The sequence below is a fragment of the Streptomyces sp. NPDC127097 genome (assembly GCF_042724075.1).
In the GTDB taxonomy this organism is placed as follows: Bacteria; Actinomycetota; Actinomycetes; order Streptomycetales; family Streptomycetaceae; genus Streptomyces.
This window is the reverse complement of the sequence record NZ_JBHXFI010000003.1, coordinates 91,688-108,902: the sequence shown is the minus strand read 5'-3', so window position 1 is coordinate 108,902 and position 17,215 is coordinate 91,688. Positions and strand designations below refer to the sequence as shown.

General features: G+C 68.3%; 11 protein-coding genes and 1 pseudogene. 8 read left to right on the top strand and 4 right to left on the bottom strand.

Annotation, left to right across the window (positions count from 1 at the left end):
• Window positions 1-157: 157 nt before the first annotated feature.
• From ACFWJW_RS04225 to ACFWJW_RS04215, 3 genes are all read left to right on the top strand, one after another.
• The gene (locus ACFWJW_RS04225) at window positions 158-556 is read left to right on the top strand and encodes a hypothetical protein (protein WP_387234627.1); all 399 of its coding nucleotides are present in this window, start codon (window positions 158-160) and stop codon (window positions 554-556) included.
• Entirely contained in the window at window positions 553-2,520 is a 1,968-nt protein-coding gene (locus tag ACFWJW_RS04220) for an esterase-like activity of phytase family protein (protein ID WP_387234624.1), read from the top strand. Before ACFWJW_RS04225 ends, ACFWJW_RS04220 begins: the two co-directional genes overlap by 4 nt.
• A 240-nt stretch (window positions 2,521-2,760) precedes the next feature.
• On the top strand, window positions 2,761-3,012 hold the full coding sequence (locus ACFWJW_RS04215; protein ID WP_387234621.1) for a transposase: 252 nt from the start codon (window positions 2,761-2,763) through the stop codon (window positions 3,010-3,012).
• Between the two features lie 222 nt (window positions 3,013-3,234).
• Here the strand turns inward: ACFWJW_RS04215 and ACFWJW_RS04210 are convergent, their stop codons facing one another.
• Complete coding sequence (locus tag ACFWJW_RS04210) at window positions 3,235-3,726, bottom strand: hypothetical protein (RefSeq protein WP_387234619.1); 492 nt, start codon at window positions 3,724-3,726, stop codon at window positions 3,235-3,237.
• Window positions 3,727-4,633: 907 nt separating this feature from the next.
• Between ACFWJW_RS04210 and ACFWJW_RS04205 the strand changes: the two genes are divergently transcribed.
• From ACFWJW_RS04205 to ACFWJW_RS04195, 3 genes and pseudogenes are all read left to right on the top strand, one after another.
• Complete coding sequence (locus tag ACFWJW_RS04205; protein WP_387234616.1) at window positions 4,634-5,041, top strand: VanZ family protein; 408 nt, start codon at window positions 4,634-4,636, stop codon at window positions 5,039-5,041.
• A gap of 86 nt (window positions 5,042-5,127) precedes the next feature.
• A pseudogene (locus ACFWJW_RS04200) lies at window positions 5,128-5,211 on the top strand (3-oxoadipate enol-lactone hydrolase); the annotation flags it as partial.
• Window positions 5,212-6,326: 1,115 nt separating this feature from the next.
• Window positions 6,327-8,195: an Ig-like domain repeat protein gene (locus tag ACFWJW_RS04195; protein WP_387234613.1), complete on the top strand. Its 1,869-nt coding sequence runs from the start codon at window positions 6,327-6,329 to the stop codon at window positions 8,193-8,195.
• 388 nt (window positions 8,196-8,583) lie between these two features.
• Here ACFWJW_RS04195 and ACFWJW_RS04190 read toward each other — a convergent pair whose 3' ends face one another.
• On the bottom strand, window positions 8,584-9,651 hold the full coding sequence (locus ACFWJW_RS04190) for a methyltransferase domain-containing protein (RefSeq protein WP_387234610.1): 1,068 nt from the start codon (window positions 9,649-9,651) through the stop codon (window positions 8,584-8,586).
• An 848-nt stretch (window positions 9,652-10,499) separates the two neighbouring features.
• Between ACFWJW_RS04190 and ACFWJW_RS04185 the strand changes: the two genes are divergently transcribed.
• Complete coding sequence (locus ACFWJW_RS04185) at window positions 10,500-10,850, top strand: hypothetical protein (protein WP_387234608.1); 351 nt, start codon at window positions 10,500-10,502, stop codon at window positions 10,848-10,850.
• A 641-nt stretch (window positions 10,851-11,491) separates the two neighbouring features.
• Here ACFWJW_RS04185 and ACFWJW_RS04180 read toward each other — a convergent pair.
• Both ACFWJW_RS04180 and ACFWJW_RS04175 read right to left on the bottom strand, forming a co-directional pair.
• Window positions 11,492-12,082, bottom strand: coding sequence for a hypothetical protein (locus ACFWJW_RS04180; RefSeq protein WP_387234605.1), 591 nt, complete (start codon window positions 12,080-12,082; stop codon window positions 11,492-11,494).
• Window positions 12,083-12,615: 533 nt separating this feature from the next.
• On the bottom strand, window positions 12,616-12,966 hold the full coding sequence (locus ACFWJW_RS04175) for a hypothetical protein (RefSeq protein WP_387234602.1): 351 nt from the start codon (window positions 12,964-12,966) through the stop codon (window positions 12,616-12,618).
• A gap of 1,045 nt (window positions 12,967-14,011) precedes the next feature.
• Between ACFWJW_RS04175 and ACFWJW_RS04170 the strand changes: the two genes are divergently transcribed.
• Entirely contained in the window at window positions 14,012-17,146 is a 3,135-nt protein-coding gene (locus ACFWJW_RS04170; RefSeq protein WP_387234599.1) for an FG-GAP-like repeat-containing protein, read from the top strand.
• Window positions 17,147-17,215 lie beyond the last annotated feature (69 nt).

The window sequence follows — 17,215 nt, the reverse complement described above, 5'->3', positions numbered from 1 at the left end:
GCGATGGGACGGTCGCTGTGCTGGCTTCCCCGGCTGGTTCCGGTCCAGGGGGCCCGGAAGGTGTCCGGACGAGGAACATCCCGTGAAAACAGGGAAGTTATGTCAGTGACAAGGGGCACACTGAGAGCAAGCTGCCGTGTGAGCCCGGGGGAGAGCGATGGACATCAGGTTCGAGCTGATCGGTCCGGACAGCCGGCAGGAGCTGCGGTCGCTCTACACCTGGCTGTGCGACGACCGTTCGCTGCGCGGCCGGATCCTGATCGAGCCGGTGCGCGGACCGGCCAGGCCGGACGAGATGGGCGGCGACCTGGAGGCCGTGCTCGCGGTGGTGTCCACGCTCGCGGCGCTGGCGCAGCTGCCGTTCTCCTACGCTGCCTGGCGGGACGGGCGCAGGCCCCGGTCCCAGGTCATCATCCAGGTCATGGGCGCTGCGCCCGGGGAACTGGAAGCGGTCCGGGAGGCATTCCCGGACGTCTCGGTGCGGCCGATCGCCGGGGACGGTCCGGAGCCGGAGCCGGAGCCGGGTCCAGGTACGGAGCAGGAGGCGGGGAGGTGACCGTCGACGCGACGACGGAGGGCACGGGCCCCGAGGACGCGCTGGGGATCGACGCCGCGCGCTCGGCCTGTGTCCTCATCGGCGTCGACCATTACTCCGAACTCGAACCGCTGCGCAGCGTACGGCACAACCTCACCGAACTGGCTGCCGCGCTGACCGACGAAGCGATCCTGGGTATCCCCGCGGAGCGGATCACAACGGTCCGGAACCCGGAGTCCGCGGCCGCTCTTGTCGGCCCGATCCGCGCGGCTGCCCGGGTGGCCGCCGACACTCTGATCGTCTACTACGCGGGACACGGCCTGCTGGACCGCGCGGAGGAGGAGCTCTACCTCACCCTCCCCGACTCCGTCGAGGACCAGCCCGAGACGGCCGTCAGCGACTCCTACATCCGCCGCGCCATGCGCGATCACGGCTCCGCCGAGCGCCGGGTCCTCCTGCTGGACTGCTGCTACAGCGGCCGGGTCCTCAAGGGCGGCATGTCCGTCGCGGACCGGGGCGTGCGGGCATCGGGGAAGACGCTGAAGGGCGTGCGCGGCGCCTATGTGATGACGTCCACGTCAGCGGACCGCAAGTCCCATGCTCCCGACCCCCGCCGGTGTACGGCATTCACCGGTGAACTCGTGGGCGTACTGCGCGAGGGCGTGCCCGACGGGCCCGAGCTGCTGGGGCTGCACGCGATCTTTGAGGCGGTCCGGGACCGGATGGCCGAGCGCCGGTTGCCGCAGCCGCAGGAGCCCCAGGACCGGGACGAGGGCGGGGTCGGCCTCCTGCCGTTCATCCGCAATCTGGCGGTGCTGCCGCCCCCAAGAGTCACGGGCCCGCCTGTTGCGCCGCGCGTGCGCATCCCGCGCCGCGCGCTGGCGACAGGCGCCCTGGTGCTCGGCCTGGTGGCAGGACTCGCCGCTCCGCCCGTGTGGCAGTGGGTGCGGGAACTCCACCCCCGCCTGCCGGGCGGCGCCTGCTCGCCGCGGGCCACCCTGCTGAGCTACTCCGACGCGCTCGACAAGCAGCAGGCGTCGGGCGAGACCATCGGCGGCCTCTCCGCGCTCGCGCTCACTGGGCCCGGCCAGGCCCTGACCCTGACGGACAATCAGACGGGGCGGGTTTTCCCGCTGCGCCTCGGTTCGCCGGAGAAGCTCCGCCCTGAAGCCCTGACCGCCAAGACACTGCGCACCCAGACCGGCACCAAACCCTCCGAGTGGTTCGACGGCGAGGGCCTGGTCGTCGAGCGCGGCGGAAAGACAATCCTGGTCGCCTCGGAGTCCGGGCCCGCCATCCGCCGCTTCAAGCTGGCCACGGGCACACAGGTGGGCCCTGACCTGCCCATTCCGTCCGAGTTCCGGATCAGCCCGCAGGGCCAGGGACAGGCCGGGCGAGCGATCGAGTCGCTGACCGCCTCCCCGGACGGGAGGTACCTCTACGCCGCGATGGAGGGCGCGTTGGCCAAGGACGGCGACTCCCGCGGCCGCAACATGCTCCGCATCCAGCGTTACGTCGGCACCCCGGGCGGCGCCTACCGCCTCGACCGGCAGTACGCGTACCAGGCCAAGGAGGGCATGTACCTGGCTGAACTGGCCGCGTCCGCCGACGACCGGCTGCTCGCCCTGGAACGGCAGTACGTGGACGGCGTCGGCAACGCGATCCGGGTCTACGACGTCCCCCTCAAAGGCGCCCAGCCCGTGGACGCGCGCAAGGCGCTCTACGACCAGCCGGCCGATGTGTTTGTCGAGCACAGCCTGCTCTTCGACCTCGGGCAGTGCCCTGCCGGTGACCCTGGTGTCGTCCCCACCCACTCGAGACGGGTCGTCAGTCCGCTGCTGGAGAACGTCGAGGGAATGGCCCTCGGCGCGCCGTGGACCACCGGCCCGCACAAGGGCCGACGTCCGCTGTACCTCGTGTCGGACGACAACACCAACAGCGAACAGACCACCCGTCTCTACGCGTTGAGCGTGCAGCTCCCCTGAGTTCGACCAGGCAACCCGGTCCGGGCCGGTCCGATGGGGTGCGGCGCGACCGGGTGTGCCCGGTGCAAGTTGGAGGGGCTGTCGGAGTGCCTGCCATGGTTCGGCCTGGCATGACCGTGTAGCGGCTTGGAGATCATCCCGGGGCTGTGGAACGTGGAGTCCGGCCTTCGCGGCCCCGCCGGCCGCGTCGGCGCCCTCCACACCTGGTCCGTTTCCTGTGGATCATCGGATCGCTGACTGATGCGCAGTGGGCGCGACGAGCCGTTGCTGCCGGATCGGACGCCTTGCAGGGGTGGGCGGTGGCGTGATCACCGGCAGGTGACCGACGCGATCGCGTTCAAGTACCGCACCGGGACGCCGTGGACGGACCTGCCAGAGCGTTTCGGGTCACCGTGGAGGGTTGTCCACAACCGGCTGCGGGGCTGGGCCTTCCACGGAGCATGGGGGAGGGGCTTCACCGCGCTGCTCGCGCAGGCGGACCAGAAGGGGTGACCTGGAGTGGGTCGTCTCCGTCGACTCCACTGCCGTACACGCGCATCAGCACGCGGCCGTGACCCGTCAAAAGGGCCCCGGTCGACGAGAGCCTGCTGACCATGCCCCCGGACGCTGCATGGCAGAGACTCCAAGGGAAATGAAGTTGATGCCTACCTCATGGCGATAGATTGACTTCGTGCCGAGTGAGTCACTGTCTCCCCATCCGGCTGCTGCGCAGTCTCACTCGCCGGCGGGCCAGAGTTGCACGAGATATTGTTCGACACCTATGGGGACGTCAACTTGCGCCAGTTGATTTACGGCCTCACGTCCCGAGCTTTGGATGCGTGCCTTCCAAATCGTGTGCTGCCGTCCGAGCTGGATGTACGTTCCTGAATTTCCCATCATCTGACAGATGGTCAGCTCTCCGGTTAGGGACTCGATCTCGCCCTCGCCTTCGGCTTCCCAGCCCCCACTGGGGTCAGTTCTTGGTTCCGAGTCCCATACTTCGGCGGTCAGAAATGCCGTGTGCGTGTGACCGCCGCTTTCGATATCGATTCTTCGTTCACGGAAAGACAGAAAATTGCCTGATGCTGAGCCTTCCGGAAACGGTGAAGGAACAAGGTTGTCGTCCGCTTCTTGAAGCGCAAACGAGTAGAATTCGACTTCTACTTCCATCTCCTGCCGATGAATAAGATTAGCCACCATGCCCCCGTATCGCTTTGCAGCGAGCATAGTCGTCGCAGTGTGACCACGGGCTGACGACTGCGGCGATCAGTACGTAGGCCGGCCACTGGGTGCCGCTGTCCGTCCAGTGCCAGCCACACGACTCGCGGCCTGCCCACGGGTATGTCAGGGCTGGGTGCAGCCGGCCGCGAGAAGCTCCGCTGGGCGGGGCTTGTCGGCTGGGCCCGCGGCTCATCTCTGCCTGCGTGGAGACCACTTCGATGTGCTTGGCTTCCGGCGAGGGCGAGCAGCACGACGATGGGGGCGATGCGGGCGATGCGGGCGCCGGTCAGCAGCGCGGTGTGGTCGAGGCCGGGCCACAGCTGGCCGGGATGGAGGAGCGCTCCGAAGGGCCGGCAGGACGCGGGGCCGCCGGAGCCCGTCAGCCGCGCTGTGTTGTTTCCGGCAATCCAGGCGAGGTTGGTGAATTTGAGAGCGTGCAGGACGTGAGTGAGATGCCGGCGCGCACCTTGCAACGCCGCTTCTCTTGGCCAGAAGGCCCCGGTCCTGATCACGAGCAAGGCACCGCATCCGTACCAGCGGATCATGGTGATCTACGACGAGCCGGGTCGCGCGATCGTCTGCGTCGTCTCCACGGTGAGTTTCTGACCTGCGCAGACTCCGCTTCGGGCGCGGGGGCGGCTACCTTCCGACGGCTCCGGACTGATGAGACTCCTTGAGTCTCCCCACCCTCCGCCTGGGCCGGGGACAGACATGCTCACTCGGATTCCCCACACAGCACCCCGTCCAGAGCGAATTCAATGGAGGTCCCGACCGCCGCTTTGTCGAGTAAAAAAAGTCTCTTATGATCGTCTGATAGCTTCTCACCATGTTCTTCCCGGTCGCCTTCCTTATCGGTGTTCTGGGTGGTGTTGCCCTCTGTGCGGTCACCACCCGGCGCAGAAGTCCTCGGCAGATGTCGCAGCGGGTCGCCCTCGGGCTGCTGTGGTTCTGGGCAGCCTGCATCGTCTACTTCACCTTCGGGACCCCCTCCGGCGGCGGCCAGGCTCTCAATCTGAAGCCACTGGACCTGACCAATGCGGCGGACATCAAGGACGCCGTGCTGAACGTGCTCATGTTCGCCCCCGTCGGCCTCCTGCTATCCCTGCTCCCGGTGCGCTGGTACCAGGCCACCCTCTTCGGATTCCTAGGCTCCCTCACCATCGAGGTCACCCAGTACCTGACCCGATCAGGACGCAGCACCGACATCAACGACCTCACCAGCAACACCCTCGGTGCACTGATCGGCTTCTCCTGCACCGCCGCAGTTCTCGCCCTCGCCGGACATAGCTCTCGCGTTCGCGGCACCACAGTTGACTGCTGAATCGACTGGGGAACCCGAGTGACACTGGGGAAAACCGCTGATCCCCATCAAGACTCGGTGTCAGGCTAATTCGGTGGCGTGGCCGGGTGAGTGAGAAGACCTTGCAGTACCGGATAGACGGCCCGGACGACGCCCCCGTACTCGTACTGGGGGCCGCTCTGGGTACCACATGCGCACAGGTTGTAAATCACGTCTTGTGTGGTCCAGGTCGGGGGCGTAGGCGTAGGTCAGGCCCTTGTGGTCCAGGAGCGTCAATGCTGTTGGTGTGACGCGTGTGACATCGCGTGAGAGGTGAGGAACCCTCGTCGGCTTGCTGGCCGGGGTTCCTGCGTTCGGGGACGGGCCAGGTGGGCCGTCATTTCCCGGCACCGGACCGACCTCATGTGGATCCCAGCACCCGGCAAGACAGCCGTCATCTATGCCGAGCCTTCCAGGCCGACGACCGGATGTCGCGTGGGCAAAACGATCGGCGGGGCGCTGGGCCGGTTACGCGGAGCGGGCGGAGCCGGGCGCGGGCGGCCCGATCCATGGTTCCCGCCTCGGCGAGAGCCGCGGTCAGGGTCTTGTCGGCCCCCGGGACGCAGCGCTTGGCACCAGGGAGCGAACGTCGACGGGAAGGCAGGCGAGGGTCATGTGCCACGAGGCACCGCCGTGCGTCGGTCGTTTGGGGGCGCCGATCCCGGCGGCTTCCCTCGTCTGAGTCCGTTGACTGCGTGCCGGCCCGGGGGCATCGTTCGGGAGAAGTAGGCAGGGATTACGGCATCGTTCGTGTGAGAGCGAGCTGGGTCAAGTCGCCACGACTACATGTTCCCGGTGATCGAGGCGCTGGTGCGCCGGCTCCATCTCTCGCCTCGCCCCCCTGCTCAGCTCCACGTTCCGGGCCACATCGCGCGCCAGTTCGTCCTCTCCAACGACGTGCCCGGGTGGGGCTGTGTGTTGGTCCGTCCGAGTGGCAGTCGGGTCAATACGGTGGTGTTTTATTGGCCAATTCGGGTTAATGGTGGTGACCGTTTCCGGTGGGTTGCCCATCTCTCCGGGGAGAGATGGGCAACCCCTGTGGTGCGCGGGTGCGTGGTACGTGTCGGCGTGTCCGCTCTCTGTCCCGGTGTGCAAGTGGTGATCCGGTTCGCGTATACCGGCGCCGTGCGACGCGGGCCCCGGATGGGAGTTCTCGGGCGGCCCTCTCAGCTGAGAGAGGTTTGTCATGGAACCGACTACGGGTTGGTTGGGAGCTCCGGCGGTAGCCGGCGGGTTCCGGCCGGTTGTACCGGCCGGTGGATCCGAGGTGGCCGCTGTACGGGGGCTTGCGGCCGTGCCGTTCAGTGCGGCCTTCTCCACGGTGACGATTCCGGCGGGCACGACCCCGCTGGCGGTGGCGGTGGCACAGAACGGCAACGTCTACGTCGGCAACGCCAATTCGGCCAACGTGACCGTGATCGACAGCACCACGAACACCGTCCTGGCCACCGTCCCCGCCGGCTCAGACCCGGCCATGATTGCGGTGGCGCAGAACGGCAACGTCTACGTCACCAACCAGAGCTCGAACAACGTGACGGTGATCAGCAGCGCCACGAACACGGTCCTGGCCACCGTCCCCACCGGCGGGGGCCCGTTCGCACTGGCGGTGGCGCCGAACGGCAACGTCTACGTCGCCAACAGCACGTCGAACAACGTGACGGTGATCAGCAGCGCCACGAACACGGTCCTGGCCACCGTCCCCGTCGGCGCGGTCCCGGACGCGGTGGCGGTGGCGGCGAACGGCAACGTCTACGTCGCCAACCGGAACGCGAACAACGTGACGGTGATCAGCAGCGCCACCAACACCGTCCTGACCACCCTCCCCACCGGTGGTTTCCCGGGCTATGCGGCGGTGGCGCAGAACGGCAACGTCTACATCGCCAACCAGACCTCGAACAACGTGACGGTGATCGACAGCGCCACGAACACCGTCGTGGCCACCGTCCCCGCCGGCTCGGTCCCGGGGGTGATCGCGGTGGCGCAGAACGGCAACGTCTACGTCACCAACACCGTTTCGAACAACGTGACGGTGATCAGCAGCGCCACGAACACGGTCCTGGCCACTGTCCCTACCGGCGGGGGCCCGTTCGGGGTGGCGGTGGCGCCGACCGGCAACGTCTACGTCGGCAACAGCAATTCCAACAACGTGACGGTGATCAGCAGCACCACGAACACCGTCCTGGCCACCGTCCCCGTGGGCGCGTTCCCGTTCTCGGTGGCGGCGGCGCAGAACAGCAACGTCTACGTCACCAACGCCAATTCGGCCAACGTGACGGAGATTTCGCCGTTGACGGTGACGACCTCGCCGGCGTCGCCGGTGTGCGGGCAACCGGTGACGTTCAACATTTCCGGGGGGACTCCGAACGGGACAGCGGTGGTGAACTTCGGGGACGCGAGCCCCACGGTCACCGTCCCCCTGGACGCCACCGGGAGCGGGCAGACCACCCACACCTATACCGCCGGTTCGTTCACCGCGACCGTGAACGGCAACCCCACCTCCGTCACTGTGAGCCCCAACCCCACGACGACGGCGCTGTCGGTGACGCCGAACCCCTCCACCTGCGGGCAGAGCGTGACCGTGTGCGCCACCGTCACCCCGGCACCAGGCACCACCTCGGTGCCGACCGGCACGGTCACCTTCACCCTCCCCAACGGGGGGACCCAGATGGTCCCCGTCAACGCATCGGGGCAGGCATGCTTCACCACCACCGCCCTGACCACCGGCACCCTCAGCGCCTCCTACAGCGGTGACAGCTGCTTCACCGGCTCCAGCGCCAGCACCCCCGTCACCGTGAACTCCAACCCCACGACACTGACCGCGCAGCCAGGCACGATCCGGCTCCGGCTGACCCCGCTGCCCGAGTTCTACATCCCCACCCTCAGCGCCACCCTGAAGACCACCTCGGGGATGCCGGTGGCCGGTCAGCCGGTGACCTTCACCGCCACCACGCTCTTCGGCCCGGTCAACCTCGGCACCGCCGTCACCGACGCCACCGGCACGGCCACCATCCACAACGCCGTCGTCCCCGTCTTCGCCATCGCCACCCCCTTCTACACCGCCACCTTCCCCGGCAATGCCTGCTACAACGCCGCCACCGCCCACGGCATCCTGCTGTTCATCCCCCTCCCGGGCTGATCTCACTGGCTCCGAAAACCCCACGTCACCTGGTCTGCTGCGAGGGGAGGAACTCGCCGTGGCCCAACGCGGGCGGGCACGCGCCCGAGCCAAGTCCGGCGACGGACCAGTGCAGATCGCCCGGACGTACAAACTCACCAAAGGGTCGGCAGTCAAGGCCCGTACCTGCCGGGCGCTCTGTTTCGAAGGGGCCTTTCCTCGTACGGGGAAGGGCCCCTTTATCTTCACGTCTGGCCAGGCCGGTCAGGCGCTCTCACACCCCATACCAGCGTGCGGCTCGGGCAATCCCCATGGCCTCGGCGAGCAGGAGCGCGCTCAGGCGTACACACTCCCAAGAGGGAACATCCCCGCACGTACGGGGAGCACTGGATGGGTGGCCGGGTGCGCCTCACTGTGTGGCAGCGTGTTGCTTGGCAGTCTTGAGTACAGGTGCGTTCGTCGACCATCGTGGGCCCGTCTCGGGATCGTTGCTCCAGATGTACTGCTCCTGGGGGGTGCGTGTCATCCCGAACTCGTACAGGCCCGGAGCACCGTTTGTCTCCCATGCCTGCCAGGCTTCTTCCAGCTCAGCGGCCAGGCGACGCGGGCCCCCCTGATAGGCCGTCGCCTGACCGGTTTGAGGAGCAACGATCGTGGTCCAGGAAGACTTGCCGTCATGGACCCAGGCAGTGATGCCCTGGCCGGCTTCCGTGCGGATGCGGACGTCAGGCAGGAGCACCCGGAGTGCGAAGAGCACGTTGGCGTCGTGGTGCAGCGCTTCCAGATTCTGACCGAACAAGCCGTCAGCGTCAGGTGCTTGATCGCCGCGGACCTGCTCCCAGAGCTTGCCCTGGCCGGTCCCGCGGGCGGGCATGAACGTGGCCAGCCCCTGCATCCAGCCAGTCGCCGAACAGCCATCGGGAGCAACGGTCAGTGTCACATGGCCCAGCCGGCCCCACGGAGTAACGAGGCGCCCACCGGGCCGTGTCTGCTCCACCCAGGCCCAGGGCACCACGTCGACGGCATACGTGGCCATCACCCGGTCAAAGGGGCCGGCACCCGGCACGCCGAGTTCGCCGTCACCGACGACGACTTCAACGTCTGCGCCGGCGCCGGCGAGATGGGTGTGGGCGGCAGCAGCCAAGTGCGGGTCGAATTCGACGCTGGTAACCCGGCTTCGCCCGGCCCGCGCCGCGAGAAGCGCGGCGTTCCGGCCTGTCGCGGTGCCCAGTTCCAGCGTGATGTGCCCCGGTTCCAAGATCAGCGAGTCCAGCATGTCAGCGACCACTGCCTCGCAGGACAGACTGGACGTGGGCAGCCCGTCAGTGACCTGGGTGATGGTGGAGTCATAGACACCGCCATAAACGAGTCTCGCCCATCGAGCCGACGCTCTTGCCTGCTCGACCGGGGCGTAGGCGTCGCCGTCCCACTCCCACACCCGATCCGGGGCGAAGGCGTGCCGTGGAGCGTCCTCCATTGCTCGGCGGACCCAGGGCGAGTCCGCCGGCCAGAGGCCGTTCGCCTCCATAGCGCCCGCCAAGCGGCCCTGGAGTGCGCAGAGTTCAGACATCGAGAGCGCCTACTTCCGCCGCTTCCCCGACGGAGGCGGCGGGTCGGGCACCTTTTCGTCGGAGTTCCCCGGCGGCGGCTTGCCCTGGCTCGGATCCGGATCGGGCTTACGGTGATCACCCACAGCCATTCCTCCTCACGAACGACCGCGGCCATCGTGACGCACCAACGCCCCGCCCACCGGCCGATCGCAGACCCTGACCAAATCCGATCGTTCTCCTTCCCCTGGGCGTGCCCCTTTGGGGCGCGTCCCCGCGGGCGCGGGGAGCAGGTCATTCGGCTACTGAGCTGAAAAGGGGCAAGAAGCGGCCGGGCGACTGCGATTCCAGTGGCCGGAGGTACACCGGTGAGCACACCGCGGTTTGGCCTGTCGCTTCCGGGCCGGACTTGCCTGGGCACGGTGGGCCTCGTCAGCCGCCTCCTCAACTCGATGCAGTCGAGACGCCCGCGATCCGGTGGTCAGGAACCCGCCAGAAGCGGCCCGGCGTTCGGCAGGAGCACGAGGCCGCATAGCCTGGTGGTGGCACTCGAACCGGCGCGCAGGCCAACCGACACAACAGGGGGATCCGTATGTCCGCGTACTCACCACCCCCACAAGGGCCGACTCCCTGGGGCCAGCAACCCGGCCCTGCCTCGTACGGGCCGCCAGCCGGCCACGGTGGCCCAGCCCCCTATGGACCGCCTGCTCCCGGCCCGCAGTTCCATGGTCAGCAGCCTGTACACGGGCATCCGCCATTCCAGCAGCCAGGCGTCCCGGTGTTCATACCCACAGGGCCTGAACGACGTCCATGGCTGCGGCCGCTCATCGCGCTCGGCACCCTGGGCGTGGTCGTGGCAGGGTTTTGGGGATTGACGATGATGACAGACGACGGTAAGCCGCCAGCGAAGGACGCCCGTCACGCGGTCGCCGGGGACTGTCTGGAGAACAGCGGGACACACGCAAAGCCGGTCATGTTCACCATCCCTTGCAATGACGCCAAAGCCGACTACAAAGTCATGTTCAGCGCCGACGCCCAGGGGAAATGCCCGCCGGAATTCGATGAGTACACCGAGCGTGGCGGCCGGAATGGCGATACCACGCTGTGTCTGACCCAGGTGCGCCACTAGGCCGATTCGTTCGAATTACGTGTCGCCCGACCAAGGCGATCACCACGGGTGTCTCCGCCCTGGCGAGCCGGCCGTGCCCAGGGTTGTCTGGTGGGCATCGTCGTATGGGGCCGGCCAGGTGCCGCAGCGAGAGCACTCATGCCAGGTGCTGCGTGTGCCGAGTCAAATGGTGGACGACGCCCCTTCATAGTGCCCTGATGGGCCGTCAATCGGTCCGCGTCCTGTTCGGGCGTCAGCCGCTGGATCGGTCCGCGACCGGTTCTCGGCCGCGTCGTACAGCCTGGCGCAGCAGGTCGGCTGCGTGTTCGGCAGCAGAGCGGGCCAGGAACTGGTGGGCGGGGTCGTCGAGTTCGGGCAATGGCCCGAGGGCGGCGAGTTTTGGCGGTCAACGCGAGCGGCCGCAGGCCCCAGCCGGCCGAAAGCCGCGTGTTGAGGCACGGGGGGCTGGTGCCGAGCGCTGCCTTCGGCACCGAGCTGAAAAGGGGCAAGAAGGGACCTCCCTGCGGGTGCGGGGAGCAGGGCGTCCTCGCAGGCGCGGACCGGTTCACCCCACAGACGAAGACGGTCGGCTCGGAGGGTGTTGGTGCGGTGGTCGGGCCGTGGGGGAGGGCCGTCGGTGGCCGGGAGAGCCTCGACCCGCACTATGCGGGGTGAAGAACAGGATCGATCTCTGTCAGGATCTCGTGCAGCTGACGGGCTCCCAGGGCAACGCGGGCGTCGGTGTCCCGCGACATCTCCTCGGCTAGCCGTAGCGCCTTGTCCCGGCCGTCGGAGAAGATGCTGAATACATCGACGATTGCGGTGTGGATCCAGTCGCTGCGACTTGAGTTGGCGACTGCCAGTGCGGACGCGACTATCGTCAGCCCGGCCCTATCCCTTCGCCGAAGCAAGGCTTCCGCGGTCCGCCGGGTGACGAAGGTGTCACCTGGGTCGAGCACAAGCTCCAGCAGCGGCCCGATGGCCTCCTCCATCTCGGCGAACGCGGCCAGGCTGTGACCGGCATCCGCCCGGTCACGGTAGTCCTGACTTCGTCCGAGCTCGCCTAGTGCCACGACAGCCGCACGCCGCAGGTCAGTGTCCACCTGTTTGCCTCCCTCCACGATTCCGGTCAGAGTTCCGTCGAGGCACCCTACGGGGAGGCTCGCCAGGACAGAGCCTAAGCGGCCGGAGGGGCCAGCCTCCGGCGGGCGCGGGGAGCCGGCGTCTGGGCCCGCTTCGTCGGCTTTGAGCACGGGCGTTTCCCTGCGCGTGCAGGGAACAGCTCCAGCCCGCACCGCGGGGCCATCCCCGCGGGCGCTTCGACCGCGGCGAAGACCTCGGCGCCATCGACGCCGGAACACCCGGCTCGGAGGTGGCGTGAGCCGCTTCCGCGTCCAGTACGCCCCGCACACCGGCCAGGCCCGCCAGGCGATGCCCCGCGCGTTACGGACCGCCTTCGATACCGGCATGCAGCGTCTGGCCGCCGACCCCTATGGGCACGGGTCCACGCCGGTCAAGGCCGAGCCGACCGGCGCGAGGCCACCGTCAGCGGGGTCGTGGTCCGCTGCTACGTCAGCAACGCCGTGCTGACCATCACCGTCGTTCGCGTCGTCTATATCTAGTGCTGTATCAGGCAATGTTGCCTGCCCTGTTGCGACGTGACGTGACGTGACATGCCGTTCGGATGCTGGCTCGGGCGGTGAGGTATTGCAGGCAATACGGGTGGTAGAACGAGTCCGTGCCACGCGAGATCGATACTGCTGAAGCGTGACGTCCGCTGGTTCCGCTACCGACGGGCAGTCTCCTGCACGCTGAGCAGCAATCCGTCCTCCATTACGGCAGTCACCACCCGCACGTCCACGACGGAGCCGTCCACGATGTGGCGCTCCAGGAACCGGTACACCTCGGGGGTGATACTGGTGACTTCCTCGACCTGGATCGACAAGCCAGGCTGGCTGCCGCCCGCACTACGCAGGGATTCTCGCAGCGTCTCAAGGTCGAGGATCGCTCCATCTGTCGTCACGAGCACGAAGGACTCGTGGTGTGCGCCCAGGAATGCGTTGAGGCTTTCGGCCTTTCCGTCCCTCAGCCACGCAGTCAACTGGTCATGGTGCCGGGCCAAGAAGTCTCCGTTCATCCCCCAACTGTGGCAGCTGATGCCTGCCGGCCGGTGGCGGGGGGCGATGTCGCACCAGGGCGAACGATGGCTGATGCGGCATTAGGGTGGTGACAGGTTCGGCCCCCGCCCGTTGGTCTTGGCCTTCTTGGTCTGGTTGAGGACCCAGCGGTCGGGCTCGACCGCTCCTCATCTGGCGCGGGTCCGCAGCACGAGCCACCGGTTGGGCTTCTTGATCGCCCGCGGGCAGTTCCGCTTCCGGCGGGCTGGGAGCAAGCGGCTGCGTGCCTCTTGCCCAGCCTCCACGAGGGAGCGGGTGAGCTTGGTCGTTGTCGCTCCGATCTGGGACGGAACGCTCCGACAGGCGATGCGGAGCGGACCGTCCACCTCGCTGAACAGGGTCTCCAGCACGTCCGTGTTCACCGGGGAGGTCACCTTGCCGGTCGACCGAGACCCAGGGTGAATCGTCGGCTGTCCAGCCCCTGGCGGATACCTTCCACGCCGAAGACCACGCGGCCTGGGCAGACAACGTCACCGCCACTGTCACTGCGCCCCCCACCGCCACGGCGGCGGAACCCCCGGCGATGACACGGCCCTTCACCGAACGCCGATGACGTGCTGCCCGCATACTCATCCTTATCGCCTCTTGTCCCAGCTTTGAGCGCAGCCGCCATACATGCGACCCAAAGCATCCAGCGCCGCCCGTTGGTGAAACATCACAGCGCTGTCGCGGAAAGTGATGTAGTTCACTGTCGGTGGGCGAATTTGGGCAGAAGTGGTGCATCGTTGCGGAGTGCGGTCAGTCGGCCGAGGTGCCGCAAGAGGCCGAGGACGCCTCGACCGATGACGTTTCCAGCGGTCCCAAGGCCCCCGCGATGAGCCCTCGGACCATGCGTAAGCGTCATTCGTCACGCGTGCCGGACGAGCCGTGTCCTGCCTCGACTTGCATCGACTTGGCTGGTCAGGCCGTGTTATCGTCCCCCAGCTTTCGAGAGGCTGGCGCCGCGACGACCCCCATTCCGCGATGCATAGCCGCCCTCGTTCTCCCCTCAGCTGGAGGTATGCCGTGGCTGCACGCCACAAACCAGGTCATAGACGCACCCTCATACGCGGTGGAATCGCCGCGACCGTTGCGCTCGGTCTCGCGGCCGGAGGCGCATCCCTGCTTCTCTCCCAGGCACAGGCCGAGTCCGCCCCGCTGGTCATCGCGGCGCCCGACCGTTACGTGCCGACCGGCAACCCTGTCTACGGCGCCGGTACCACGGGCGTGCTGGAGCGGCGCGAGTCGGCCACAGCCGCCGCGCTGGGCGACTATCAGTGGGCGACGTACGGCGGGAGCGCCACGTTCGCCGGCCCCGCCTCGGACACCGTCACCGCCACCGCGTCCGACATCGTCAGCGCCTCCTTCACGGACCGCGTGACGCTGAAGGACATGCAGGCGGGCACGTCCACGACCTTGACCCTGCCCGCCGGACAGATCTTCAAGGGCAGCTTCGGCGACGCCGTGCTCACCGCCACCCGGGATGAGGTCGGCGCGATCAACGGTCTGCACATCCTGCGGAAGACGGCCGACGGCCTGTCGGACACCCCGGTCACGGGGCTGAACGGCTGGGTGGAGCGCTACGACACCGTGCTCGGCGGCGACACCCGTTCGGTGGCGATCTGGTACGCGGCGCCCGACGGCACCCATGGCCTCGGCCTGCTGGACCTGGAGTCGGCGAGGGTACGGCCCATCCTGCCGGGCGCGACGGGTGGAGCCGGCGCCCGTGTGGTGTTCTCCGGCACCCGCCTCGCCTGGTACTCGCCCGAGGGCGGGAACACCACCGTGCGTGTGCTGGGCCGGGACGCCCTGGACGGCCCGGAAACCAAGGTGCCGCTGCCGGCCGGCGGCGAAGGCACCGCGCGGATCGGGCTCGTGGGCGGTTCGCTGCTGACGGCCTGGGACGTGCCGGAGAAGGACGGCGACCTGCTCCAGCGCCGGGGCGAGCCGCTCAAGGCCGTCCCGCTCGACGGCGGCGAGGCCAGGACGCTGCTGCCGCACGCACAGGCGCAGATGGCCCAAGTACCCGGCGGCGGCGTCATCGTCACCGGTGGCGACTCGGCACAGGACTGGGCCGTGCGCAAGGTGACGGCCGCCGACGACGGCAGCCTCACGGTGACCAAGCTGCGGGATGTGGCGGTCAAGCGCGCGGCGGTGGACGAGGTCTCGCTGACCGCGGGACAGCTGGTCACCACGGAGCGGGACAGCAACTACCTCGCCTCCCTCTACCGGCGCGACACCAAACTCGGCGGCACGCCATCGGCCGGCGACCGCTCGCTGCTGGCACAGCCCGATCCGCAGGCCACCGGGGACGCCCAGAAGGAGTTCTACGCCGCGTACGTCACGGGCACCGGTGACGGCCGGTACGCGCTGACGGCCAAGGGCGATGACGGCCGCTACGCACTGGAGGTGGTGGCTCCCGGCGGCAAGAAGACGGTGGTGCAGCCGGCGGACCCGGCCACCGGCGAGCAGCTGCCGGCGGACGTCCGCACCTGGGTGACCTCCGCCTCCGGCCGCTACGTGGTCTTCGGCGACCGCCGGCGCCAGGACAGCGACGTCCAGTACGTGGTCGACCTTGAGGCCACGGGCGGCGCCAAGGTGATCCGTGCGTACAAGGGCCGCGGTGGACTGGCCGTATGGGGCACGAAACTCTGGCGGGCGGGCGAGACCACGGGCACACTCACGTCCCTCGACCTCAAGAGCGGCGCGACCGACACGGTGCAGACCGGCGACGACTGCGTCGCGGTGGACGTACAGGCCGTCGGCCGCTGGGTGTCCTGGGACTGCAAGCTGAACATCTCGGGCGGCCACGGTGTGTACGACCGCGTGTCCAAGGAGCAGTGGCGCGGGCCCTCCACGGGGACGCTCGGCGACGGCTACCTCCTCACCCACGACACCGACAACCAGCGGCTGCTGGTGACGCCCATCGGGGACGCGACCAGGACCATCGCCCAGACACCGGAATGGGCGTCGGGCAAGTACCTCGATGCGGACCGCTTCGGCACCGGCATCGCCTTCCTCGCGGACAACAGGAAGGACCTCCAGATCTTCGACCCCGGGGTGCCGACCTCCCCGCTGACGAAGATCGAGTCGCGGGTCGGGACCTCGGTGAACCTGAAGTCCGCCACCGCCCCGACGTGGCAGGCGGCCTGGCAGCTCTCCAAGCCCGCCACCGACGCCAAGGTCACCCTCAAGGACCGTGCGGGCAAGGTCGTGCGTACGCTCGACGCGGCACGCAGCGGCGCTGCCCTGAAGACCAGCTGGGACGGCCGTACGGACTCCGGCAGGTGGGCGGTCGACGGCACCTACACCTGGCAGCTGAGCGCCGCTCCCGAAGACGGCTCCGGCGCAGACCTGTCGCTGACCGGCACGTTCAGCCTCACCGGCGGCATGCGCGCCTTCCACGACCTCAACGGCGGCGCCGGCGACCTGATGACGCTCAGCTCGTCCGGGTACCTGACCACGCACTACGGCAACGGCACGGGCGCGTTCGGCAGCAAGGCGTCGGGCAGCGGCTGGCCGGCCGGCACGGTCGCGGTCCCGTTCGGCGACCTGGGCGAGGACCGCTGCAACGACCTGCTGGTCCGGATGCCCGGCGGCGAACTCCGCCGCTACACAGGCAAATGCGCCGGTGGCGGCTACACCCCGTCGAGCTCGCACACCATCCTCAGCACCGGCTGGGATCAGTACAACGTACTGACGGCCCCCGGTGACCTCACCGGTGACGGGCGCACCGACCTGATTGCCCGCCAGTCCTCCACCGGGGATGTCTACCTCTACGCGGACGACGGCGCGGGTGGTTTCAAGGCGCGGACGAAGATCCGCACGGCGTGGACGGCGTACACCCATCTCATCGGGGCCGGTGACCTGAACGGCGACGGCTACGGCGACCTGCTGGCGCGCCACACGGACGGGACGCTGTACCGCTATGACGGTACGGCGGACGGGCAGTTCAAGAGCCGGGTCGCGGTCTTCACCGACTGGGGCTCCTCGTACAACGCCATCGTGGGTGTCGGAGACATCACGGGCGACGGCAAGACGGACCTCGTCGCCCGCGACACCAGCGGCAACGTCTACCGCAACAACGGTGACGGCAAGGGGTCGTTCAGCGCCCGTACGCAGGTCACGACCGGCTGGCAGGGCTACAAGGGGCTGTTCTGAGCAGGTAGTTGGCCGGTGAGCAGATAGCCGGCCATGCGGCCCGTGCGACTCGGTGTCGCACGGGCCCTT